Raw genomic sequence first — 26232 nt, forward strand, 5'->3', positions numbered from 1 at the left:
CGCCAACAGCTCCGCTGGGCGCGCAGCACCTACCGCGACACCCTGCTCGGTTTGCACCTGCTGCCCGGCCTCGACCGGTACCTCACGCTGGACGTGATTGGACAGAACCTCGGCCCGCTGCTGCTCGCCATCTCATCGATTGCCGCGCTCGCTCAGCTCGCGCTCACGGGCACCGTGCCCCGGTGGACCGGTCTGACCATCGTCGCGATGACCCTGATTCGATGCAGCGTGGCCGCCCTGCGCGCTGGCGAGCTTCGATTTCTCGGCTTCTCGCTGCACACCCCGATCAACATCTTCCTTCTGCTCCCGATGAAAGCCTATGCGCTCTGTACCTTGAGCAACAGCGATTGGCTCTCGCGCAAGGTATCCGATTCTGCCGACGCAAGTGGAACGAATGGCCAGCTTTTGTGCCCGGCTCCCAGAACCGAGAAACCGGAGGAGATTGTTTGCACGTCGCGCATTCAGCATCTAGAGAACCGGATTGCTCTCCAATTGGAGCTCGTGGCTTAGCTGATCTGCCAGGACACATGGCGCTCCGAGCCGTCAAGCTGCAGGACGCACTCACAAGCGAACTCATCGCGGCCAGACTGGCTAAGCACCATGATCGAGACTGGCGCCAGGAGCGTGAGCAGGCGAACAGTCCCAGCGAAAGGGCACGGTGACCTCTTCTATCCAGAAGACCTCCGCATTCTGGCCAATATTTCAACGAGACGCTCGCAGCTTTATCGCCAGATCGCCGGACCATCGCCGGTCATATGCAAATCGCCAAACTTGTTCTCGCTCGGGGAGTGACAAGTGAACTCAAGTCAACTGATGGAGCCCGCATCTTTGGCGATTTCATCGATCGGACATTCATCTTCTTCCTCGCCCAATCAAATCGAGGTTTCGGCTAACACCTGGCTAACTTCTGCTTGAGGCGCAGGTTCACTCACTTAACGACGGCAAGAAGACATCGCGGTCACTTTTTTCGAGATTGCCGAGCGGTCCATGTAAGAAAGCGTCTTTCTGGTAGCGGGTTTGTCTCATGGTCAGTAGGCATGTCGCGGGAAACGATCGCCGCGCCACCTTCCCAGGCATCGAGGCCACGACCGCATGATTTAGGCGCTCGGTTTGAACGGATGAGTGCGGCCACCTTTGCATTTCATTGGCCCGCCGACAGCCGACGCGCAAACAACCCGCGTGTCACGAGAGTCGCGCCGATTGCGCAGCCAGATGGCTGGCCTCCTCCACGTTTCAGATGCCACCTGAAACGCCTTGTCCGTTGCCCACCAGCAGGGAAGATGGCAATGCCGTCGGAATAAGCGCACCAGTCTGACAAGCCACATCGGCCGGCATATCGCATTCGCTTCCTGTAACGATCGCGGGGTGGACTGCTCTGGGAGGCATCCGCAAAGCTGTGCCACGCTACGCACACCGCTGCTGTACGCCACATCGAGCTAGAATGCATTTCGGCTGGAAGTCGCCGGAGGGACTCGGCTCATACGTGGCGTCTCGTCCTCGGAATCAAGCATCTGCCGAATCGCGCCGACCAATTATCGAACAGCGATGCAGGAGCATGCCGTAGCACATCAAGGCACTCCTCGGGATCAGAGGTTGAGGATGATGACAGCACTTCTCTTCTTACGATCTTCTTCGCCGGCTTTGGATTTGGCAACAACGTGCCGAGCTGGCGTTCCCGCAAAGGAGGTGAGCGCGCCCGGCTCTATGGTGCTCTCTTTCCTTCCGATGCTTCTGCTACGCTGCCGCCCCGAGTTCCCGCACGCCCGGTTTCTAACGTCGCATTCGGCCTCGCTCGAGCAAGGAAATTGCCGATCCGCCGCGCGAGGGCGAACGCCTTCCGCCCCCGCTTCGACGAGCATAGATGCGCAACCTAGATTGGCGGCCACGCGCGTGCTCGACAGCAGCATCTGTATGGTCTTAGCATGTGCGGAAGCTATTGCCGGGCAGAACTTCCACCAGAGATCGTAGAAACTTCGCGCGCGAGCTAGCGCTTGAATTGAACTGGACGCGAGCGCGATTCGCGGCAGCGTCGGTGAGGAGCATTTTCAATTTCCTACAGCATCTACGGCGCTTCAATGCCCCTCACGATCTGCACTGCGTGAAACGAGAGATGCAGAGCGCTCCGAGGCCTCGGATCTGATCACGCGTCGGGATCAAGCTCGCGTTGACCATGACCAATGGTCATGGCCGAGCTAGATTCCCTGAAGCAGCCTACCCAAACCGGTAGTTTCGAAGGTGGGGCTTCCTTCCTAGAATTCGATCTGCGACGGGCAGAACAGCGGATGCATCATGAAGCCTGACGAGCGCCTCGCCGAAGTCGTTGAGAATAGCGCATATTTTGATGATGAGGCATGGGAGGTGTGGGCACAGTGCCTCTCACCCACTGACCGGCTTGCGTATATTCGCAAGCATCGGTCTCACTTCCGGTTTTCAGATTACGATGACGTGATAGCTGTTGTACGCGGTCGGCGCTTCACCGGTTGCTCATCGCAGCTCCTCCGATGGCGCCACAGGATACGAGCGAGGACGTTGCGAAGCGCCTTGCTCTTCTCCGTCGCGGTGTGGCTGGTCATCATTTGGCTTGCGGTGTGCTTTATCCGCTGAGATCAGCAGCCCACTTTTCGTCCATACGTAGGATAGCTGTGCCCGCATGCGTCCGAGCATTAGGGCGAAGCTGGAGATGACCTGAAAAGCCACAACCTGACGCAGCGTTCGGTTCGTACATTGTTTAGCCGCAAATGTTGCGAAGCAGTTACAGCAAATCGCGCGGACGTTATCAAAGACGCACGAGGCTGGGGGCCGCCCAAGGGATGAGAGTAGAAATGAAGAACTTGTTGCCTGAGACTGTAAGCATTATGGCGCCGGCGCGGTGACGCCCGCATTCGGCGCGGATCTGTCTGCGCAGGCCGTCCAACCTCTCTACACCAAAGCTCCGCAGCCTGTCGCGGCTGCGATCTACGACTGGAGCAGCTACTATATCGGCATGGGCGGTGGCTTCGGCTCAAGCTCGAATTGCTGGGGTTTCAATTGCGGCACGGCCGAGGGCTGGCCTAACTGGGGCTCGATGGCAGATGGGCCAGTAGAGCAAGGGCTGGGCGAGATGCGCAGCTTGCGCGCTTCAGGCGGATTACCCTGCAAGGCCCGATTGCCTGGGCACGATTGAACTTCTTGTTCGACAACAGATGCGCCATGTGCGCAATTCGCCAAGCCGATAAATCGGAACCATACTCATCCGTATCGACGAGCGCCTTTCTTAGGAAGCGCGGGGGCTGGCTTTGCCTTTGCAGATACCGCTCTCAGTCGCGTGCACTCACATGGTGTTCAGATCGAAAGCTGGCATGGATTTGCGCAGATAAGAGAGATAACCGCGGCGGTGACGACGTCAGCCTCTCTGGCGTGAGGGACATATGCTAGGGCACTACGTCGAGAGCATACAACTTGCAACAGCCTAACACCTCGGCCAATCGAGCAGGTCTTACACGATGTCCTGAGTGATCCGACAACCATGCCGCCCAAGACCTCTTAAGGGCTTGAATCGCACCCAGCGTCAAGTTGTACCAACTAGCGGTTCGATTCGCTCAACTGATACATAAGCCGCCTCATGACGACGGCACAGCACATTTACGATCTGCGAGGCGTTGCTGGGATGGATATATCTTGACGATGGCATTTGTTCTTCTCGCTCTGATCTTTATCGCAGGCTCTGGCGCCGGCCACTGCCGTCCGCAGCTGGCATTCTCGCAGGCGGCGAGAGCGCGCGCGGCTGTATATGGCTTACGCCCACTCCACTGCTCCTGCGAAGCCATCACTTAATGTCCCGGACGCGCGAGCAATGATGTACCAAAGCGACAGCTTCAGTTGTGATGCCGACTAGCGAAGCTCCCTCAAACGACCCGCTTGCTGGCAACAAGCATCGGGTGCTGCAGACTAGATGCCATCGAGAATACAGCGTGACGGCTGAACGACTCACGACCCGCGATCACCCTCATAACTGCAGGCGTACTGGCCTCATCCCCTCAGAGCTGACGCGCGATTTGCAAGCTTGCATGTGTCCTTCTAGCCGCAGCGTGTCGCACGCTCCTGACTTGTCTGATTGCCCCACACATGCTTTTCTTCGGCGCTTTCAATGAAAAACATGGAAACAACAAGACCGAGCGGCATGCCGACAGCGGCACGCGTTTCGCCGCGCGAACTCCAGATAACTGAAAGAAGCAAGTGAATCAGATGAGGCCGCGAGGCCGGACCGCCGCGATCCAAGAGCGTATAATGGCAACAGCCAGGCGTATCTGTTCAATCACCACTATGGTTACGGAGCTGATGCGGGGTGCGCTGCGTGTTGGCCGACCGTTACGCTGGGTGATTGTCGACCCGCTTTCGGAGGCTTTAACATTCGGCATCATCAGCCTGATACTGTCATTGATCGTGACAATCCCGGTTTTTCATGAGACCGCAGGTCAGAATTGGGGCGAGGACTCTGACCCTACAGTGTGTCTGCCGGACTGCCGCGCGGGTCAGACCAGCGCTTGCGCTACGTATATCTCGATTGGACTGAAAGAGCTTCCGGACGTCTTAATCAAGGCGACGCTTGCGACCGAGGATCACCGCTTCTACAGCCATTTCGGGATTGACCTTGCTGCTATCGCCCGCTCATTCCATGCTAATTGGAACCTAGTCGGCATACATTCGACTGTTAGCCAGCAGGTTGCGAGGATTCTATTCCCGTCAAATGGAGCCGCTGTCGAGGACAGAATTCACGAGGCACTTGTCGCGATTTGGCTCGAACGGCGGCTCACCAAGGATGAACTCCTAACGATCTATTTGAACCGGGTGCAGATCGGAGCCGCTATCTTCGGCGTGAGTGATGCGGCACGGCTCTATCTCAACAAACGCGTTCAGGACATCGACCTGAGCGAAGCGGCCGCCCTTGCCGGCTTGCTTAATGAGCCGCTCGATGTAGCTTCGCACATTGGTCTTCCGAATGTGCGTCAGCGTGCAAGCCTGGTTCTCGATAAGCTGGTCCAGACCGGATTCATGACTGATGACCAGGTGTTTGGTGCAAGGCAATATCCGGCACAGTTAATATTCAGGCCCGACGAGGGGTCGTTAAACTAGGGCAATCGACAACGAGGTTCTCACAGACGGTACCACTCGAAACTCGAGGGCAAACTTGCTGGATCAAAGCCGTACGTCCGTCATTGTAGCTTTAAGAAACGCCTCTATAACTATCCGCTGCACCACTGGTGGTGTGAGGGTGTGAGGGCACGGATCGCGTTTACACCTCCAAAGAACCCGAGCTCCGGCATAATTTGCGCTCTGTGTCAGATTTGTCTGCGGCCTCTTTTCATCATGTATCGGATTCAACCCGAGCGTATCTCGCCTCATGAGGCTCTTGTGAGCGCCGCATTTATAAAGGCCTGGCGCCTTTTGGAGACAGATCCGATCCTGGCACATAGCCCTCGGACCCTGCTCTATGATCGCTTACGAACTCGTTCGGAGTGCTCGGTCGAGACCGGCGAGCGGGATGTGCTGCGTCTTGCAAACGGCGCGATAAGAACTTTACGGCTTGAATTGGCAAAGTGCCACACTTCATAAACTTGCTTCGTGGCGACAACATAGTAGAGGACCGGAGACCCTGGTTAACTGTGCCATCTCGCGGTGAATAGAATGACATTCCGATTCTGTCCGATCTCGATGACCGTTCACCCATTCCTGACGAGCTCGATAACTGCGGCGTCGGTCTGCTTGCGCTCGAGATACCGATCTTGATGCGCGTTTTTCGCGCCCCCGGGTAGTTTTGAATCGGCGGCGCACCCAACACAATTCGGACCGGCCGCAAGAAAGGACGCGTGCTATGAGCGAAAGCTGAGCGCGGATTGCTCCATCAAGCACGAAGGCTCAGCTGCGTGGACGAGAAGGGCGGCGCCCCTGTCGGTAGTCGCCATCATGACGGCGGCACCGTCGGATGCTCAAGAAAGTCAAACCCGCAGCTTCACAGTGCGGCGATTCGCAAGCACGGTATACCGCGGCTCTCCAGGCCGTACACGATCGTCCCCTGGCGCTGTTTCTTGCCGAGCCCCAGTCGACGATTCCGGTGAATCACGGCTCCGTTCGCGGGCGGCTTTCTCGGCCGCGGCTGGGCCTAGTTGCGGGGATCCAACGCCAGAAGACCGGCGATGACTTGGAGCAATCGCGCCCCGGAACGGCCAGATCATGGGTCGCGCAACCCGCTGCTCTCGGGAGACGAGATCGGATTGTAACGGATTGATTCCGGTACGTGACGATAGGGGTCGCCGCGCACGCGCTGAATGGCAGCAGGCGCTGTAACTCAGATAAGCCTGAGGCGGCGCGCCTTCACAACGCACTGAGTGCGGCTGGTTGTTTCCAGCTTTCGCATCGCGTTTTTAAGATGAAAGTTGACAGTATTCTCGCTAACCTCGAGTATGACTCCGATTGCCCAGGATGATTTGCCCTCCTCTACCCACCGCAAGCACTGTTTTTCCCGTGCGGACAGCACAACGTCTTGCACATCGACCATGTGTTTCTCCCGGAGCCGAGACGATCTAGGGATCGAGAAGAGCAAATCCCATACCACACGATACCGATCGCAAAATCTTGCACCGCAAGACCTCGAAAAAATGTCGATACAAGCCTGGAGGATCTCGACTCGAAGGGCGGCACCAAGGATTGTCGAGCGCATCGTGACATGCGTCGTCAATGCGACAGAACACTTGCAACAATCGCGACACTTGACGTTTACGTCCGCGCTTCCGCTCTCCGCGGGTCTGTCTTCAACTAGAGGTTCCTAGGCCTGATTGGATCGCTCACGTGAGAACGACGTTTCGGCCTCGCGAACTCTACTCGTTTCGTTTGCATCGCCGCTCTCCGCAGGTCCGCTTGCACCTCTTTCGCACTTCTTGTGCCTTCTGGAGGAAAGAATACCTGAATTCGACTCACGATCTTCCATGTGCTCTCTCTTTGTTTCGTTCCGTCCGTATTATCTTGTAGTGTGCTTCTCACTCTGTCCCCGACGAGACCGACTTTTGTCGTCCGGATTGGCTTCAGCGCCGATCTACACGCTATCTATCGCGCCTCTGCCGCTGTCCGCGTTCGGCAGCCTTGCGCGCAGCGCTAGCTCGCGATCGAGTGCTTCTCGAGGCGGGACGTGAATATGGCATCGCCTGCACCGAAGCCTTCATCGCGCGGCTAGGGACCACGTGAGGATTCCACCGTGTTTGCCAACAGAGGAAGACGTTTCGCAACGAGTTCATCTCGATGAAGTTGTTTGTCTTCCCCAGGGACACCACCGACGCCTGAGCCCGAATGGCGAACGAGGTGCCAAGCGCGCCTAATGGACTACCTGATGGATTGAATTACAAGGAAGCGAGAGGCAGGCGCAACCGTCACTTCGACCGCCGCATCATACCGAGGATACCGTGCTCTAAAGGCGACAAGGCTTGGTTACGCTTTCTCGACAGCAACAGATCTTATAGGTTCTCTCATCGTAATGACAGCAGTGAGACAGCGTGTTTCTGCCCCTGTGCCCGACCAACCAATCGTCACAGAGCTTCCTCCGGGCGGCCCCTAGATCCGCATTTGGGATGAGTGTGTCCATAACCATAAATTGACGGCGCCTTACCTTCGATCGAGTGAGCGGTGAGCCATGATGCTAAAAGAGGGAGGCATGTACTCGATCTGCGCCAGATCAATGAACTGCCCTTGTCCCCTTTTCCGCCGTGGATGAGCGCAATCAGAACTGCAGAGACCCGTGCAGCCCGCCGACGGCATCGCCGAAAGGCGGAGATGACGCGCCTACCGCTCTTGCCGGCTTGCGGCAAAGCGTTGCGCATAAATGGTCGCGGCAGCGCTGCCACCTCTCGTTCAGCACTCTGATGGCGGTCGCCTTGATCTCTTCGTGGGCGTCGGAGACGACGAGCTTGACGCCGCGCCTGGTGAGCTTGCGCAGGAACGCGGTCCAGAACGTCTCGGCTTCGGTAGGACGATATCCATGCGGAGCACTTCGCGCCGGCCGTCGCTGTCGAAGCCGACCGCAATGATCAACGCGACAGATGTGATGTGCCCCATTCTGGCGCACCATCACGTAGGTGGCGTGGATCCACAGATGCAGCCAGTCTCCCTCGATCGGCGGGCGAGAAACTTCTTTACTTGTCATTTATCTAATCCAAACTCTCGGGACTAACTCAGAACTGCATAACATCCGGGGGCGCGGTCAGCCCGGAACACACAAAACCCGGCCTCGACCGGAACAGAGCCGGCACCGCGCACAACCGCGACAAGGCCATCGATGTCCTTGCGGGAAGTCGACTGGATGGCTGACCAGGGACACCGTAAGGTCTCCGGTGACGTCCGCCTTCCCGGAGACTGTGCTCGAGGAAGAAATGATTTGCTCATTGAATTGCAAACAAATGAGCAACGTGGCGACGGTTACGGTTTTGTCCGATCCAGAGCAGTGACGGCGGTGGACCACTGCCGAGTATCTTCGGCGAGATAAACTGCCAAGGGCATTTACAGAAGCCCGAAACGCAAACGAAGCCACTCTATGAATTTTGCGAGGCGCGGTAGCACGGCTGCGCGCTGTTCCAGAACTCTTTTCTCGACAAAAGTCCAGGAGAGATACGCGGCTGCCCCTGAAGAGACGACGCCATAGGCGATGTTCAAAAGCCAGAAAGTCCCGCCTGGAAGCAATTCAAAGGCTGCCTGTTGAAAAGGAAAGGCGTAGATATAGATGCCGTATGAGTAATCGGCGCCACGCACCAGAAGCACTCGCCTTGGATTCAGTAGTCCGACGTAAGTTGCTGAGTAGGCGACGAATGGTGCCTCGAGGTAAGATATCACTCTGAAGTAGAAGAACCCTAAGGACAGTGTTAAGCTCAGAACGAATAGAGGAAACGAGAACGGCAGCATGTTCCGCAGTAGATAGATCGCAACTCCGAACATGAAAGGGAGGACCATCTCTCCGTGGCTAACGCCGTAACTGGGGGACGTCATTCCCTTTGCGGAAAAAGCGAGCATCGCAAGAATGGCTACGCTCGTGAAAAGCATCGGTCTCTTGGCGACCCCAGCTACTCCCAAAGCTGCCATTGCAGCATAGCATTCCAATTCAAAAGGAATAGTCCAAATTGACCCGTTCACATAGTTCGGAGGAGATCGGTTCTCGAAAACGCCGGGAAGGTAGATGTGCACCCAGCCTACGATACTGGCCATGTAGCGCCAGAATTCTTCATCGGAAAAATAGTCGGTTAGAGACAGCGACGTTAACAGCGCGCCCAATAGCAGTGCGGAAATTAGCGTCTCAACGGAAAGGCCCGGAACAATTCGCAGAAATCTGAGGGTCAGAAATGCAGGGACTGTGTTACGCTCCAGACTTCCCGCGACGAGGAATCCACTCATTGCAAAGAAGCATGGAACAATAAATTTCAAGATTGGGTGCAGCGGACCACCCCACATCTCCAAATGAATCTGCATGCCGTAGCATATTGATATGCTATGGACGGCTATGACGCTGATCGCCAGAAAAAGCCGAAGATAATCAAAACCGGATGGCCGATTCTCCGCTCGCATCAGTTGAGCCGAGATCGTCTTGTTGCCCAAGCAAAAAGGTAACCATCTGTTCATAACTCGCCGATCCCCGTGATACTTTTAGCCCTGCCGTCGGTGTACATCGGTGGAATGCATGGATAATTGACGTGGCAAAGCCGGTACGATGCGCGAATTCCGGATCGCGGCGAAGCATTTCGAACATCCGGCAGGCAATAGATCAGTGCATGGCCAGGCCGGATCGACATATCGATCAACCTATCTAGCGCTCGTGATGCGTACTTCGCGCGTCTCGGGCACTCCCTCCGATAGTCCGCCAAGGACGCGCTCGCTTGCGCAAAGGTCCACCGACCGATCCTGACAACCTTATCAGCTCTGTATTCTCCGACGACGAGTTCGTTTTGAATGATCGTGCCTTTGTCGTACACACAGCGCACGCGTGCATCGTGGTGACGCTGGTTGCGATAGGCATCGGCTTCGCGCTCGACGACTGCGAGTCCCCAGACGCAGACAGACGCAAAAGTCAGAACCACCTTCAGCGGCTTAGGGAGTGAAAATGCTTAACGACCTACAACTCCTTGCCGTTTGGAGCCCATACCGATAGCAAAGGCATGAAGCATCTTCCTCACGGTCGCCCCATGCAAAGAGCCGGTTCAGTTTTGGGACGGGATCGTCGATTGCGGCCGAGATCTCCCTTGTTGCGGGTTGGCTTCTTCGCAAAGCGCGCGGAACTCCAACCCCACATTGGATGCATCTGACCTCGGTCAGTGTTGATGCCTCTCTGAAAAGCAACAGCCGTGCCAATGCCGTTTAAGACGTATTCCGACAGTCGCAAATGCCGGGGGTGTTTTGAATGCGACAGTCGTCGTACCGCTGTGGGAAACCGGACAAAGGATCATGAACCTCCCTGAGCGTGGCGGGCATATCCCACCAAACAGCTGCAAGGACTCCAAGCTGCGGCATCTCGTAGACCGTCGCTTCGATCGCGAAAGTTGTTTCACGAAAGCAGGATACGGGAAAGCTGTACGTTGGGTTTGTGTGACGGAGAGGCAGGCTCTTCAAACAGCGTCTCCTTCGGTCTGACAGCGATGAAACGGGGCAATTCAGGTTGAAGAACGGACCCCGGATTAAAGTACGCCTGTGAACATGGAGAGCGGGAATGAATGGATAGGTGATGAGCCAAAACGCTCAATAACAGTTAAGAGCCTTCAGAGGCTTTCGTTAAGGCTAAGGTGGACCTGGCCTTCCGCTTCTTTGCTGCACGACACGATCTGCCGCGAGGATACTTGACCCTGCCCAAGCACTTAGCGCGCGCCAACGCAGGGACGGAAGAGTGGACGGAAAACTGACGCGCCGATAGTTGAACGCATGCCCCTCGACTATACCCAAGCGAGATGCTGTAGATGCAGCAGCAATTTGTTAGGCTGTCAGCCGCCCCCGGAAATGCAATTGGACGGCAAGGGAGGAGAAAGAGAACTGAATTCCGGGTGCCGCCCGCTTCGCTTCATCCAACCTATCAAACAGAGTGGGCTGCTTACAAACCGCGCCGCCCCAGTCGATTGTAAGAGGCGGCACCGCATTTCGGACGCACCGTATCTCGTTGGAGAGCAGACGCTGCCGGCGTCTGGAAACACGCCACTCTGTTTGAACTGCGACATTGCTCTCATATAGAGCTGTCCGCCTGCCGCGCCTGTCGGTGGCGCAAATCCTGCTTTTGTCTTCGACGCAAACAGGAGGACGCTATGCCACGCTCAGTGAGGCGCCGGACGCTTATCTATGGCTCTCATCAATTGGGATCGGCCCCTTCAGCGTCAACTCGATGTTTGCCGCCAAGCGTCGCACCCAACAACTCCGATGCGCTTTTACTGCACGGCCATTTTTGCAACCAGCTATGCCGCGCCGCTGATCTTCCTGCAATAGCCACCTGCCAAACCGACGTCCGTTCGCAGCGCGAGTTACAAGCTGCGGATCAACACGGCCATCGGCACGAACTTCCAGTCAACATCACACCTAATGCAGAGCAGCCTCGCGTTTCGTTGGCAGATGCGGCGTGAGCCGTTTTGGGGCGATCGAATGCCGATGCAGAACGAGCCTCTCACAGTGCGGCGACGCGATCTGCTCTCGTTGATTGGTACCGTGGCCGGCAGCGCCGCGATGTATCACACGATGACGGCGCTTGGCGTTGCCTCTGAATCTCGTTACACAGGGCCGATCCACCTGGACGGTGATGCCAAAGGCGCTTCTGTGCTCGTTCTTGGTGCGGGCCTTGCGGGCATGACGGCGGCGCTGGAGCTACGTGATGCCGGCTACAAGGTCCTGGTGCTGGAGTTTAACGACCGCCCCGGCGGGCGAAACTGGACCCTGCGCGGTGGCGATATTTTTGTTGAACTCGGCGGCTTCAAGCAGACCTGCGCCTTCGAGAAGGGCCTTCATCTCGATCCGGGGCCATGGCGGATTCCCTATCATCACCGCGCGCTGTTGCATTATTGCAAGAGGCTTGGCGTTGCGCTCGAGCCGTTCGTCCAGGTCAATCACAACGCCTATCTACACGCCTCGGGCGCTTTCGGCGGGGCGCCGCAGCGAATCCGCGCAGTAAAGGCAGATTTCCAGGGCCAGATTTCGGAACTGCTTGCGAAAGTCGCAAACCAGGGCGAGTTGAATCAGGCTGTTTCCGTGGAGGACAAGGAAATCCTGCTGCTTGCATTGAAATCGTGGGGCGCGCTTGATCACAACTACAAATACAGAGAGGGCCTGATTGCCTCCGGATATCGCGGCTACGCCAAACCGCCCGGCGGAGGGCTGTCCGCGACTCCCCTTCCGAGCGAACCGGTAGCGCTCTCGGATATCCTGAAGTCGCAACTGTGGCGTTATTTTTGGAATTTCGCCAGGTACGAATTGCAGACCACAATGTTCCAGCCGGTCGGCGGCATGGATATGATCGGCAAGGCCTTCGCGCGCGAACTCGGCGAACTTATCCGCTATAATGCAAAGGTCACGGAAATTTGGCAGAACGATAGCGGCGTTACCGTGACCTATGTGGACGCCAACAATCCCGCGCAGTTGCAAAAGGTCACTGCCGATTGGTGCCTGTGCGCGATACCGTTGTCGATCCTGAGCCAGTTGCCGATCAATGTCGGTGCCGCGATGAAGGCGGCTATAGATGCCGTGCCTTATGGGGCATCGGTAAAAGTCGGGCTGCAATTTAAACGCCGATTCTGGGAGGAGGACGACGCGATCTATGGCGGCATCAGCTACACGGATTTGCCAATCCGTGAGATCGGCTATCCTAACACCGACTACAACAAGTCCGGCCGCGGCATCTTGCTCGGTGCTTATCTTTTCGAGGACGCCAATGCCTTCGAGTTCACCGCCATGCCGCCGGATGAGCGCGTGGCGCGCGCGGTCGAGTTCGGCGCCGTCATCCATCCTCAATACCGGACGGAGTTCGAGAACGGCATCGCGGTTGCGTGGCACCGGGTGCCATTCACGCTTGGGTGTAGCGGCCACTGGTCCAAGGAGGCGCGCAAGCAGCATTATCGCAATCTATGTGGCATCGACGGGCGCATTTTGCTCGCTGGCGAGCACGTGTCGGCATTGCCGGCTTGGCAGGAGGGCGCAATCCTCTCCTCACTTGATGCCATCGCGCGGCTGCATGAGCGGGTGGTCAAGCCATGAGGCGAAGATGCGTCGGCGCACTAAGCATGTCATCTTCGCAGCGATAGCGGCGCTGTTGTTGCGATCGTGGCATCCCCTGCTCGGGCAAAACGATCCGAAGGCGCCAAAGAGCTACTATTTTTCCTCCAGCGATCGCTTTGTCGAGACGACTGGCGAGCAGCTATATATCAATGTGTGCCGCGGTTGCCACATGATCGATGCGATGGGGGCGAGCGGTGCCGCCAGCTATCCGTCGCTAGTCGCCAACCGCAATCTCGACGCGAGCTTTTATGCGATCGATGTCGTCCTCAACGGCCGCCGCGGTATGCCCTCCTTCGGCGGAATGATGGGCGACGACCAGATCGCGGCAGTCGTGAACTACCTCCGCACGCATTTCGGAAACAGCTACTCTGATGCAGTCATGGCAAGTGACGTGGAAGCGGCGCGAAGGTGAGGCCGAAAGAGAATGATAAAAGCGACGTTCTCCCGCTCGCAGGTACCGGGAGGGTTGGCCGTCAGAGACCAGTCGACCAGTTCGGGAGCGGATTGTGGCTGCTTCTTGCAAATCGTCATTCGGCTCATACGGCCTCTTCTGGAACCTTCGCTAGAATCCAGGGCCCAGTTTTGCGCAGGACGTAAGTTCGGGCAGACCGTTCAGGAGCATCGGCCACTTGGACGTTCACTATGGGGGCTTGGTTCGAACGTCTTGATAGCCGAGCGGCGGACCAACCACGCCGCGGCTGTTGGCCTGGTCTGCTCCGGGAACCTTGAGCCAGAGTGAAAGCCTTGCGGCTATGATCGCAGTGGGAGGAGCAAGGCGATTCAACTCGAAATTCTCGAATCTGTAGATCCCACTTCGCCTTTTCACAGGCGGACTATCAAGATTTCAGTTGCGGAGATCTGCCGCACGTCCGGAACGTGCGACACGGCGCGTCAGCTGGAAAACAATATGCCGGATAGCCGCCGACGGACAGCGGGGGATTGAAGCAGATTGAACACAACAGCAAGTTGAAGAAGCTGGAGGAACTGCCATTCCGGAAGGAGTGCCGAGGACGAGTCCGCCGAATTCAGGGTCCGCGCTCTGAGGCTTCATCCTCACGGGATTGCGAGATGGTTTTCGAAGAACTGCAGCAGTCTCTCGGCGGCAGCTTGACACGCCGAACAACGTCAGCAGAGCCATAAAGCCGACGAGCCGAGAAGGTGGAAAGGTTCTTTCCATACCGATCCTCGCCTGCGCAACGTGTGGTTGGTTCCGGTTTATGAACAGGCCCTCCTTTCCCCATCTCCAGGATGTTAGTGAGAGAGGCCGAACCACGGAAGCGCAAGCTGGACACAAGGGCCGCAAGGTGCGCCCTTGAGCGACCGCCCCGATCCGGGGCGGTCGCTGCCGAACCGTGATCGCGACGAACGCTGCGGACATCCTGGCAAGCTTTCAGGCGCGGGAAGCCTCATTGCAGGGACCAGGACTCCGTGAGCCTACGGTGTGACGTTCAGTCGCCGCAATCGGACTGCCGCTCCAACTCGTCGATTCCGCAAGAATTCGAGCCTTAATCCGTGCAGCGAAACCGCGGCGTCGCCGTACAGCAGCAACATGCCCTGCTGTTTTCAACGAATTCCTTGCCGTGCCACCAGAAGCGCGCGTCATTCACGGTGGTCCGAACTGGCGGCAAAATCGTGTTACTTCCGTGCTGGTGAACTTGCGTTGCAACGAAGGGCGCGAGCAGATCCTCTATGCTCGAAACCTCACCGTTCTTGACCACACGCCTGACATTTGCGGCATCCTCGATATGCAGCAGCGGATTTCCATCGACGAGGACGATGTCGGCAAGGGCCCCCTTGGCAATCGTCCCCAAGGGTTGGCCAAGAAATTCGCCAGGATAGCGGGTTGCCGTCAACAGTGCTTCATATGGACTCACACCATAGCGAACCATCGCCTGCAGATTGAGATGTAAGCTGATGGCAGGGAAATCGATCGGTGCGTCGGTCCCAGTAATGATTCGGGCGCCATCGCGCAACAGCCTCTTGACTTGCGCGACATTGCGTTCGAGTTCGGCCATCGTGGTCAGCCCATTTGGACCTGCCATCAGTCTAGCGCGTTCTTTGAGTCGCGCATACTCCCACGCGGGCAAAAACGTTTGAATCCGGATGTCATCGATCCAGGAACGATCCTTGCCCAGCAATGCGTTTGCGGTGAAGATGGTCGGCGTACAGGCGATGCCGCTCTGCGCGAAAAACTCGATGACGTCCTGATAGGCGACTCCCAATCGACTCATGGTTCGCGAGTAACCGAGCCGGCTGGTGGCGCCAAGATGCTCCATCCCGTCGGCGCCAAAAGCCGCGGCGGGATACTGGTAGTGCGACGTGACATGCAGACCGCGGGCATGCGCCCAGGCAATGACATCGCGTTGCGTCTCGGGCGCCAATCGGACATAGGTTTTGACGAGATCGTACGACAAGGCTTCCGCGCGTTGCAACTCGAGGGCGATCTGTCCCTGCTCGGTGACCGGGCGCATGAAATTGTAGAATATCCTGGACCCGTCGATCGCCTCCCCCGTCGCAAAATGACGCGGACCCACTCGTGCCCCGGAGTCGGTGGATTCCCTGTCCTCCACCATGTGATAAGCGGGCGAGCCGACGGAGCGGGTCGTCGTGATCCCCAGAGAAAGCCACAACCGGCCTTGCCGGTCGCCATATGAATAGCCCTGCATTTGGCGATGGGTGTGCATGTCCATCAACCCAGGCATGGCTGTCGACCGAGGAGCATCGACGATTTTGGCGTCGCCATAAGCATCGCCGCTCTGGGACACAATGCCGGTGATCTTATTGGAGTCGATGAGGATGTCGACATTTTCCCGAAGGTCCGGACTGCGGCCATCCCATAAGCGTGCGACGCGGAGCACTGTCCGGCCCGTGGGTTTGGCCATTGCCCAATGCAACGAAAGCGGCACGCTTTGCGGCTCTCCCCCGTCTGCCGCAAGCAACCGCAAACTTCCATTACATAGATAAAGCAACGTTTTGGAGTCACCGCTCCACGTCGGCGCGTCCGTAACCTCCGCATTGATCACACGTGGCGGGCCGGTCAGCCAGCATCGGGCATCGACCGGAGCGATCCACAGCAGACTGCCCAGCACGAAGGCGACCTTCGTCCCGTCAGGTGACCAGACAGGTCCGTCGTCGCCGCGCGTACTGAGCGATCGGTGTGGAAGAGCGGACTGGTATTCGACCTCGCCGGTTATCCGATCGACGGTCAGGATTTCACTCAGTCCCTCCCGATAGCTAGTAGAGTAAGGTTTGAATGCTGCAAGGGCGATTGTCCGCCCATCAGGCCCCCAACTCGGCCTGCCCGGTTCCCATAAAGGACCAGAGACTTTCTGAACAGTGCCGCTCTCGATCTCAATCGTATAAAGGTTGCCGACCTGATCCAAAAAAGCGATCAATCTGCCGTCGTGCGACCATGAACCGGATAACGCAGCATCGGACAAGTGTGTGAGTTGGCGATCCTCGCCGGTGCGCAGGTCGCGCAACCAGATATCTAGCTTGCCGCCGCGGTCACTTGAATAAGACAGCCAGTGCCCGTCAGGCGACCATGCCGGATCGGATTTATGGAATCCGTCGCCGCAAACGCGGCGTGGCCGGTCTCCTATCGTCATCGTCCAGATATCGTTGAGAGCGCGGAATGCGATATCGCGGCCATCGGGCGACAAGGCCGGGCTGCCGATACCGAGAACCGGACGTGATGCGACCGAATCGAGGTCCCGGCGCACTTTCTTGTACTTCGGCTTGACGATTGGAAGCTCGGCTGAGAATTCGATAATGGATGACTGCGTGGTTTGCAGCGCGCGCCGGTGGATCTTGCCCCCCGACGTGTATACGAACTCGCCAGTCGGCAACCATGACGCCCGAAAAGGAAAAATGTCTTCGCCTTGCACGATAATACCACGGGGCCCATGCAACTGCGCCGCCCCGTTGTTCAGAATAAGGTAGGTGAGATCCCCGCCGGGAGACCAGGAGGGAGCGTGGATCTCCTGTTGATTAAGGATGTCTCTTGAGCTGTGAACGGACGCTAGGGTGGTCCGGTTACCCAGCTCGTCCATCACGTCCAGTGATGACCTGTTGGTGACGAACGCAATTCTTCGTCCGTCTGGGGACCAGGCCGGGTCGGTCTCCTCGGTCGCTGTATCGACCAACGATTCCACCGCGCCCGTATCCCGGTCAAAAGCGTAGATGCCGTAGCTCATGCCGCGATCCGACGAGAATGCGATGCGTCGACCATCTGGAGAGTAGCTTGGTTCGCGATGATCGTGCGGACCACGCGTAAGCTGCCTCAACCCGGTCCCATCGGCAGAGATTGTCCAGAGATGCCAATTTCCGTCGCGATAGCATTGAAAAACGATCTCCTTCCCGTCTGGACACCAGTGCGGTTGCGCGACGTCGCCGAATTCATCAGTCAACCGCCGCGCGACCCCGCCCTCGATGCCAACAAGCCAGAGGCTCCCGGCGAGATCGAATGCGACCTTACGCCCGTCCGGCGAAACAGCAGCAGAGATGTTCGTTCCCTCGGCAACGGTCGCGTAGTGTTCGGCCCTGGAAGGGGAGATGGGGGATAGAGAAGCGCCATAAGGGGCCAGTATCGCACCGCCCCCCATCGACAATAATTTACGACGACTGATAGCGCGTCGTGAGGTTGTCGTCATTGTACAACAACTTTCTTCGATCGTGTGCCGTTCTATCGCGGCCTTGAATGGACTATGGCGTCCCAAGAGCTAGTCGTTCGACATCCGGAACGAATATGACCGGCAGCCACATCTCTCGGGCTTTCGCCCCCTATGACATTCGGTGGCTGGGCCAATTACGACGGCTCCAAGAAGCGTCTGTATTGCTCCTCTACTCTTCGGCAAGATACCGCTGCTTACGATCGGGTGAGCGCGAAACAGAACAGAGCTCTTGCTTGGTCAAGCGTGGTGGAACGCGGGTACTGGTGGCATAGATCTCCACCTCCGTTTGTTGCGGCGAAAGCCAAGCAGATATCGGGCCAGTCCACCTCCCAAAGACGCTGCCGCACATTTTCTATAGAATGTCAGCCCTATAAATAACAGAGTCCTCCAGAGTTATGACCCAACAGGTCGCCAGGCCGCGTGACCGCTCGCAGCGCGCACTCCGCCCAACGCCTCAGTTCAGCGTCGTAACGTGCCACCAAAGCTTGTGTTCGTCTCCGGTTTGCACCACGTACTTGCTTAACCTTATGTGACCGTCATGCATTGCTTGGCTGTTGCAGCTCGGTGGCGCCACGCACAATTCGCGGTCAGTCAACTACCGACCGAAACAGTTGATATAAGACACAGCAATATGCGAGCGCTTGTCTCGACTATCGGTTGCCAGGCTAACCTACCGTAAGGAGGCCACTTCTCGATCGCCATAGAGCGGCGACTTCGACCGATTGGGCGAAACTGGTCGCCCTCCCGAAAGAGATTAGGACGCTTTGGAATGGGGTCACGTCGTATGATGATCATCGCCGTAAGTGAATCACTGCAGCAGGCCGCTCTGGGGGCACCGGCTCCTCAGTTTCTGGAGATACAGGTCCAGTGTGCAGCAAGCTCACCCGCGATTAAACAACACGCAAAGATTTGCACTCGGGTGACGAGCAAAGCAACACTTTCACATTCCTGGACAGAAAATGAAGTCGGGTGAAATTCCTTTGCGCATCCCTGCGGCGGGCAGGGTCCTTGTTGGCAGGAATCGCCGAGGCACCTGGGTTGCTCGCGACCAGAATGCCCGTTTTGGCGGACTGTTCGTGAACCGCGTCCAAGCATTAAAATACGCGCGCAGCCTTTGCCAAGATTTAGAAGGTATTGTCGAACTGACGGAAGAGATCGAGCTCGAGATTTTCTAATCCTTCCCGTTTGCGCTCATAACGATTTGAGTTCGGCCCGACGAGAAACAAAGAGTGAAGGTATACCGAATAAGCACTATCGCGGGAGATTGCGCCTAGGGTTTGGTCATGTTCAACGCTTTGGCCGATGAAGAGAACCACAGCATGAGAAGCAGTCGCTTAGCCAAGAGCAGCTCCTATCGGGATCTCGAAAGAGCCTGAGGCCGGCGTTTCGGTTGGCGATTTGTGCCGCAACCACATTGTGAGCGTCCGAGCGGCGGCCGCCTCTCCCACGGCCAAGGGGCTGAAGAGGATGCAGATAAGAGCACTCGGCTGAGGAGGCTTTCGGCTGATGCTGTGTGCTGGATGAACCCGACTCGGAAGAACTTGCAGCGAAACGAATCAAGACGCGCATCCAAGCGGAACTTATCAAGCAAGTAGTAGGTACCAACCGCATCCGCGAGCGCCGCCGCATGAAGGCAGCAGGCGCAGCCGCATGATGGTAAAACCTAGAGCCGCAGTCGGACGGACCCGCTCTCGCCCACCCATTGTCGCGCTCGGCAAACTGGCATCCCGACTACATAATGGGCGACCACAACTCCAGCTCGTTCGGCTGGCTTTGGTCGCCCGTACCGCCACCCGCCCCAATTGGATGACGCTATGGCAATTATCCCACGCCAACTATCTTCTCAAATTAGATGACTCAGGCGACCTCGGGATAATTCTTGCGGGAAGCCAGTCACACGGCCCGACATCTCGCACCTTCCCACGTCACGTTTTCGAATAGCCACGTCCGCGGGAGTTCACTCTACCGCTGCTAGACACACCAATTTATTTCCCGTGGAGTTCACGTCCCTATAAGTCTTTGCAGAACCAGAATGTCGTGGTTATTCCCGTTGTCGGAAAACGCCCCCGGGAGACATCCGGCAACCGAAAGGCTACATTTTCGCTCGGCAAAAGAAATAACGTTCGGCGTGTCAGCAAATGCCATTGCCAAGATGCAGTGTAGATTTGCTGTACTTTGTTGACTCAGAACAGCATGCGCGAGGGCGGATCCAACTCCTTTATGACGAAACGCCCCTTGAACAAAGAGCGACATTTCCGCCGTCTGCCGCACCCCTTCATTGATATGGTGCGGAGTAAGTGCTGCCCATCCGATCACGTTACCTTTGCTGATACACGTGTAGGACACGAATGAGGAACGAAGCGAAAACAGAAACTGATGCATTTCCGCAACGCTCCAAGGACGTGTTCCTTGCGTCGACTCCCTGGCCCGACACGCGGCATTATAGATGTCCGTTACTTGGGGTAGATCACCTGTTTGCAGTCGGCGCAGTTCGTACCACATTTGAAGCCCTCACTCGCCTAACATCCGGATCCGACCTGCCGCGGCGAAACACCAGATGCTCCTTGAACAATCAACCGCGTCGAACTCTGAGTCCGACTTGACCGGCGAGCTACTTGAACAATTGCGTTTTCACCGGATAGGTAACCCGAGCAACGCCGCCCGAGTTCTCTACGGCTCCCAATCGCCGCTTTCGCCATAGGTCACGGTCGGCGAACCCAGGATTGCTGCGCTTTATGTGCGTTCGCGGCAGCTCTCCCGTGCAGTCAACTAAAGCAACATGCTGCGGTAATGTTCAAAAAGCGACGGCAATGTAGAAAAGCCCCCAAGTCCCGCAAGGATACATACCGCTTGCTAACGTGTAACGGACCTTCCGAAACCTACCATGGCTTATAGCTTGCGCAGAGTTCTAGTACTCTCATTGTTGAACATACGTGGTCCGCTTCTGCTCGCACCTTGCATGGGTGAAATCAGACGCCAACTGCCCAACTGGTGATGGGAAGCGTTGAGAGGCGAGTAGCTGCATGGCGGGCTTCAAGAGTACAACGCGCAATCAAACAGATCGGACGAGCTCGTGATTCGACGCGCGAAATGTTCGGATGCTGAAGACATCGCCGCAATCTACAATCAAGCGATGGCACCCGGCGTCTTTGCCATTAGTCGAGTGTCGCCTGATAGTCGCACCGAACGATTGGCTTGGCTTGAGGAGCATCAAGACCCATACGCAGCCTTCGTTTATGAACATGACAGCAGGAAAACAATTGCGTGGTGTTCCCTGAATACGTTTTCGATGCGCCCTGAGTATGCGGGGCTCTCCGAAATTTCGTGCTACGTTGATGAAAAACACCGAGGAATGGGGATTGGAAGGTTGATGCTTGCGCACTTGATTGAGACCGCCAAAACGCTTGGACTGCGCGCGCTGTTGGGCCGCACGCTTGAAAGAAATTTCGGCGCAATCAAAAACTTCAATTTGTTCGAGTTTCGACGTGTCGCAACGTTACGCGAACTTTCACGTATTCGAGGTGAATGGCACAATGATGTGTGGCTGTGGAAGGATTTGCGATGACTCCGCCCTCGTCCGGCTAACCAGCCAAGCAGACATTCCAACTGCACCGATCGAACAACGCCCAACGTTCCTTGTGTCCTCACAGCTTCAAGGGGTGCGACCGCCCTGCGCCGTACAAATCTATGCTGGCGGGCACGGATACCGATAGCACTGCCGTCGCGAAATGCGCTTTTGTTTGGGGAGATGCGCTTCCTTGCACCCCGTCGTGATTCGACCGACAACGTTGTTGCGCCTGCAACTCTAACCCGGACGAAGCATCCAAGCGTGGCCGCGGGCATTTTTTCCACTGAACTCTACAATCCCTGTCCTGCCCCCGACAGCGGCACGAACCATGTCCGATCTAAGCCTCCTACCCTTTTCGATACACCGCCACCTTTTCGGACGAACTCAGCCGCCTACTAGAAACCAACCTGATCTTGGCACGCGCGTTGCTATCTGCCTGATGCAGCACTGGGCCAATAGCCGAGCCCAGGCAGGATGGGCTGCAGACCGCCGCGCTACTTGAATTGTGATAGTAGAGCTACCTGCGCGATGTGGAGCCCAGATACCGGTTCGGCTTTAGGAGAATGTGATGAGACTGCTGATACTGACCAACACGCTCAACTGTTTAGGCGAGAACGACGCCCCTATCAGCAACGCGTTTCGCCGGTTAGGATGGGAAGTAATTCTCGGCGAGTTAAATTCCATTTCAGCAGACGATTATCGCATTTCTACAAACGGAGTCCTAGTGCCTGAAAACGCCGAGCCTTATCAGCCCGGCTGCGCGGCAGGAGGAAGTCGAAGTACCTATTTTCTCGATGAATGCCAACTGGTCTGGGTCATGGGCCATCCTCAGGATCGTGTATCCCTTGACATTTGGCAGATGCTTTGGCTCGCGTCGCAGACCACGTCCTTCGTTAACAGCATCGAAGGACTGGTGTTCCTTACTCCAAAGCATGCACTGGGCCACGTCGTGCCGAAGGCGAACAGAGCCCTTTCATACATATCGAACGACTTTTCGCTGCTATGGGATCGCTATCAGGAAACTTCAGATCAGTGGTGGGTTGCTAAGCCGCCAAATTCCACCTGTGGGCAAAACGTTTTTTTACTTACCCCAAAGGGACCAAATGTCCGAGCAATCCTGCAATGCCTTACCGGAAATACCACTGCGCACAAAGATAGCTATGGCGAGCTAGGCGGCTTCAAAGCCGAGTACACGGTTCTGCAGCAGTATATTCCCGAAGTGGTCCACGGCGAAAAACGTATCATTGTTGCTTGCGGACAGGCGGCCGCCTGGCATGGCCGGATCGGGCATCCAGACGATCACAGGTCGAACATAGTGCTCGGAGGAAAACCTGTTCCGACCGATCTGCATCAAGATGAAATTGAGCTAGCCGAGTCGGTCGGTCGAAAACTGATGGCTCACGGAATCAACTTCGCAGGGATCGACATTGCCTATCCTTACATCATCGAAATAAATCTTGTAAATCCGGGTGGGCTGTACGATTTGCAGTGTGCTTCTGGGGTAGACCGCTCGGACACAGTTTCCGAGTTAATCACTGCTCACTTCGCGAGGAGTTCGTCGTCATGAAGTGAGCTCTTACAAATCATGAAACGTAACTCGGTGTTTTGTTCGCCCATATTACCGGCGTTGTCTCGTGTCTTGGAGTGACATGTTCAGCTGCTTCGGCGGTGCCATGATCGTGAGCATCTGCACACACCTGAACCCAAAGTTCGTTCATCATCACTGTGAGACCTGCGCCATGGATCCGCGCGATCTCTTCGCCTTAGTCGGCCGCTTCTGCAGTCAACCAGCCTCCATGCCGCCTTGAATACCTCAGCGATGAAGATAGAGAAGCGCTTAGCGCGTCCACCTCTTTGGGAAACGACGATGCAGCGGCCACGTCGTGACCTTACAGTATGCGCCGACTTCGTCATGGATTTCGAACGCAAGCTAGATGTGCGGTCTCACTCCGGCGAAGGCTGCCATTGCGCTATGTAGTGAGGATTGAATCAGTCAACGTATGACTAACCGTACCCCTATGCCCGCTTATTTGGCTGGAGGTTGTCTCGATGGCCGCTCAGGCGACGTTCGATGGGAAGCACGATCGCGGAGATTGCTGATCTCGACGTCTAATTCCAGGGAGGGGCTCGTCCACGCGTCCGGCATGCCTCAAGCAAGTCCAACAAGGTACATCGCGTCGCCACCATGCCTCAGGTGACAAAGACTCGGCCAGATGATATTGCTCCACAACATCGTCAGCGGGATGGAGATCGAGGACGGGTGGTCTGAGTCTATGACCTCGGTGAAGTGGCTGTTCAGGTGTTCACCACTCACGACTTTCCTCCGCGGCGCCGGTATCAAGCCTCGACTTCTGTGTGAGTACTCACATGCAACGGCGCCCAGGGGCCGCGGGTCCAGCGGATGCTCATCATCTCGACATCCTGGCATGATTGCCTGGCAGGAACCGTCTGATCTGGTAGCTGTCCAGGGCAGGCCGGCGGTGGTTTAGTTGATTCACAGTCGGCATGTGTCGCACGACAATTCATTCGGCCAGACGTCCCTGAGTCTCGTGCGGCACAGACGACTGCACGGTTTGGGTGGATCAGAGTGAAAGCTGAACAAGGCATCATCCAAAGGAGCCCACGTGAGAGAGCTCTTTCCGAACACAGCATGTATGCCCGGGCACGGCATGCAGTCTTTTGACGCCGCCCATACAACAGATCTCATCGCCGTCGATGGACGTTATGCGACTACACGCCCGATTACATTCGATAGGGGGTCGCACGCTCCTCAGCAGGTAATTGATTTCGTGCGACGCTCTTACCTGGGGCTCGACCGCCATCCGTTGGTTGTCGCTGGGGCGATTGACGCAATTGAGGCGCAAAAGCCATTACATGGGTCCAGCGACCGACAGCATGTCCATTTGGACCTTCTTGAACAACTCGAGGACACCCTTTCCCAGACGTTTTGTGCGCACGCCATACTTTCCTCCAGTCTCCTGCTTGCCAATTTAGGCGCGATGCGCATCCTTGCTTCGGGCCGTCTGACAGGCGGAAGAAGGCCGGTTGTCGTGTTCGATTGCTCGGCCCATGGCTCTTTGGTCTGTTACAGGCCGATGATCGCTGATGAAGCCCGCGTGGAAACGATTGTCCACAATGACCTCGACGCTCTTGAACGATTGTGCCGCGAGAATCCGTCGGTTGCATATCTATGCGATGATATTTACTCCCAAGGAGGCTATTCGCGGCTAGCTGAACTGCGTCGGCTTCAAGAACGCTATGGTCTGTTTCTCCATATCAACGATGCCCACGGTATATCGATCTTTGGGCGAAAAGGCGAAGGGCTTGCTCGGTCTCAGTTTCCGCAAGTGCTCGGCCATCGAACAAGCATAGCGGCCTCGCTTTCCGAGGGATTCGGTGCACATGGCGGCCTATTGATGGTCGGAACAAGCGAGCAAGAGGTTTTGTTTCGCCGGTTCTTAACTATCGATGGACTTTCAGAGTGTCCTGATCTGGCGGCGGTCGGCGCGGCACTTGGCTCGTGCAAGATTCATATCTCGGCAGAATTGAGCGAGCGGCAGCAGCGACTGGCACAACGCATCGACCTCTTTGACCGGCGCCTCGACACGGCCGAGCGAGGCAAACTACTTCCGATTAGAACGATCACTATAGGAGAAAAGGAAAATGCGATTGGGATCGCCAGACGTCTTCTCGACAGCGGGTTCTATACGTCAGAGACGTTCTTCCCAAGGCTAAAGAACGGGACAGGCGGAATTAGGGTATTTATTACATCCGAACATGACGCGAGCGACATAGAACGGCTGTGCGACAGTATCTTGGAAGCAGTCGTCGAAATAACCGGAAAGCCCTATCCTCTCAGATGATCCACGTTTAGGCTGTCGATGTTAACTGGGCCGACAAGAACAATGCGATCTTGATCGAAACCAAATCAGAGTTCGGATTAGTGCGAATAAAATGGAGCCAGCCGGCTGAAATGCGCGTCATTCCGGTCGAGCGGTGCCGTATGTGACGTCTTCAGGGCCGACGCCCCAGCGGTCATCGCATCGGTCACACTAAGAGCCCGGATACATGAACGCACCCGACGGTGCTCGAGTAGCTCAGCCATTTGGCTTTTGTCCTGACAGTACGCGTGCGGGGACGGCCCTGGTTAGGTCGTCTTGAGGGGATGGCTGACCGTGCTTATGCGGCGTGAGCAAGGTTCTGAGCTCGCCAATTCTAGGGTACCAGTTCGTGGATGCGCCTGGCAGGATGATCCGGCAGCCGGGCCAGCACGTCGGCGAGCCAAGCGTGTGGATCGACGTTAACCTTTGTGCTGGCGATGAGGCTGCAGATGGCAGCCGCACGCCGGCCGCCCTCATCGGAGCCGCCGAAGGCCAAGCTTCTTCTGCCATGGCGACCGGCCGAGCGTAAGCGTCGTTGAGGCCACGGCTTTGAAGGCTTGAGCTCGGTAGGCCCAAGGCAGTAGCTGGTCGATGTCGCGGTTTGGATGTCCGTTGACGATCCTGGTCAGGACGTCAGTGAGATAGGCGAGCGGATCGACATCGTTGATCTTGCAGGTCTCGACCAAGGAAGCGATGACCGCCCAATGCTCGGCGCTGCCGTCTGATCCTGCAAATAGTGCATTCTTCGGGAAAGTTTGATCCCACGGATTGATCGTTCGACGGTAAGCGTAGCGCCGCGGCCCTTTAGATTGTCTGTGCGCGATCTTGGGAGCGCCGTTAGAAGAGCCATCTTCTGCAA

General features: G+C 56.7%; 10 protein-coding genes and 5 pseudogenes. 8 read left to right on the plus strand and 7 right to left on the minus strand.

Annotation, left to right across the window (positions count from 1 at the left end; genetic code table 11):
• A pseudogene (locus AC0L3J_RS36100) lies at positions 1 to 510 on the plus strand (hypothetical protein); the annotation flags it as partial.
• Positions 511 to 4266: 3756 nt separating this feature from the next.
• On the plus strand, positions 4267 to 5112 hold the full coding sequence (locus AC0L3J_RS36105) for a transglycosylase domain-containing protein (protein WP_473350261.1): 846 nt from the start codon (positions 4267 to 4269) through the stop codon (positions 5110 to 5112).
• A gap of 1213 nt (positions 5113 to 6325) precedes the next feature.
• Here the strand turns inward: AC0L3J_RS36105 and AC0L3J_RS36110 are convergent.
• The 3 genes and pseudogenes from AC0L3J_RS36110 to AC0L3J_RS36120 all read right to left on the minus strand — a co-directional run.
• Positions 6326 to 6517 (minus strand): annotated as a pseudogene (locus AC0L3J_RS36110) (response regulator transcription factor); the annotation flags it as partial.
• 1273 nt (positions 6518 to 7790) lie between these two features.
• A pseudogene (locus tag AC0L3J_RS36115) lies at positions 7791 to 8143 on the minus strand (transposase); the annotation flags it as partial.
• 380 nt (positions 8144 to 8523) lie between these two features.
• On the minus strand, positions 8524 to 9633 hold the full coding sequence (locus AC0L3J_RS36120) for an acyltransferase family protein (protein WP_473350262.1): 1110 nt from the start codon (positions 9631 to 9633) through the stop codon (positions 8524 to 8526).
• 2001 nt (positions 9634 to 11634) lie between these two features.
• On the opposite strand from AC0L3J_RS36120, the gene AC0L3J_RS36125 reads away from it, so the two are divergent.
• Both AC0L3J_RS36125 and AC0L3J_RS36130 read left to right on the plus strand, forming a co-directional pair.
• On the plus strand, positions 11635 to 13230 hold the full coding sequence (locus AC0L3J_RS36125) for a flavin monoamine oxidase family protein (protein ID WP_473350267.1): 1596 nt from the start codon (positions 11635 to 11637) through the stop codon (positions 13228 to 13230).
• A gap of 7 nt (positions 13231 to 13237) precedes the next feature.
• On the plus strand, positions 13238 to 13663 hold the full coding sequence (locus tag AC0L3J_RS36130) for a c-type cytochrome (protein ID WP_473350263.1): 426 nt from the start codon (positions 13238 to 13240) through the stop codon (positions 13661 to 13663).
• 1093 nt (positions 13664 to 14756) lie between these two features.
• On the opposite strand, the gene AC0L3J_RS36135 is transcribed toward AC0L3J_RS36130, so the two are convergent.
• Positions 14757 to 17903 carry an amidohydrolase family protein gene (locus tag AC0L3J_RS36135; protein WP_473350264.1) on the minus strand — a complete coding sequence of 1049 codons (3147 nt, stop codon included), beginning with the start codon at positions 17901 to 17903 and terminating at the stop codon, positions 14757 to 14759.
• Positions 17904 to 18883: 980 nt separating this feature from the next.
• On the opposite strand from AC0L3J_RS36135, the gene AC0L3J_RS36140 reads away from it, so the two are divergent.
• Positions 18884 to 19099: a hypothetical protein gene (locus AC0L3J_RS36140; RefSeq protein WP_085383331.1), complete on the plus strand. Its 216-nt coding sequence runs from the start codon at positions 18884 to 18886 to the stop codon at positions 19097 to 19099.
• Positions 19100 to 19925: 826 nt separating this feature from the next.
• Here AC0L3J_RS36140 and AC0L3J_RS36145 read toward each other — a convergent pair.
• Entirely contained in the window at positions 19926 to 20426 is a 501-nt protein-coding gene (locus tag AC0L3J_RS36145; protein WP_085383330.1) for a GNAT family N-acetyltransferase, read from the minus strand.
• A gap of 571 nt (positions 20427 to 20997) precedes the next feature.
• On the opposite strand from AC0L3J_RS36145, the gene AC0L3J_RS36150 reads away from it, so the two are divergent.
• From AC0L3J_RS36150 to AC0L3J_RS36160, 3 genes are all read left to right on the plus strand, one after another.
• Positions 20998 to 21489 carry a GNAT family N-acetyltransferase gene (locus AC0L3J_RS36150; protein WP_473350265.1) on the plus strand — a complete coding sequence of 164 codons (492 nt, stop codon included), beginning with the start codon at positions 20998 to 21000 and terminating at the stop codon, positions 21487 to 21489.
• Between the two features lie 571 nt (positions 21490 to 22060).
• Entirely contained in the window at positions 22061 to 23059 is a 999-nt protein-coding gene (locus tag AC0L3J_RS36155) for an ATP-grasp domain-containing protein (RefSeq protein ID WP_085383328.1), read from the plus strand.
• A 1102-nt stretch (positions 23060 to 24161) separates the two neighbouring features.
• Positions 24162 to 25355 carry an aminotransferase class I/II-fold pyridoxal phosphate-dependent enzyme gene (locus AC0L3J_RS36160; protein ID WP_473350266.1) on the plus strand — a complete coding sequence of 398 codons (1194 nt, stop codon included), beginning with the start codon at positions 24162 to 24164 and terminating at the stop codon, positions 25353 to 25355.
• A gap of 352 nt (positions 25356 to 25707) precedes the next feature.
• On the opposite strand, the pseudogene AC0L3J_RS36165 reads toward AC0L3J_RS36160, so the two are convergent.
• Positions 25708 to 25881: pseudogene (locus tag AC0L3J_RS36165) on the minus strand (transposase domain-containing protein); the annotation flags it as partial.
• 49 nt (positions 25882 to 25930) lie between these two features.
• Positions 25931 to 26154, minus strand: a pseudogene (locus tag AC0L3J_RS36170) (transposase domain-containing protein); the annotation flags it as partial.
• Positions 26155 to 26232: the final 78 nt, after the last annotated feature.

It is taken from the genome of Bradyrhizobium sp. Kon37, from assembly GCF_055807535.1.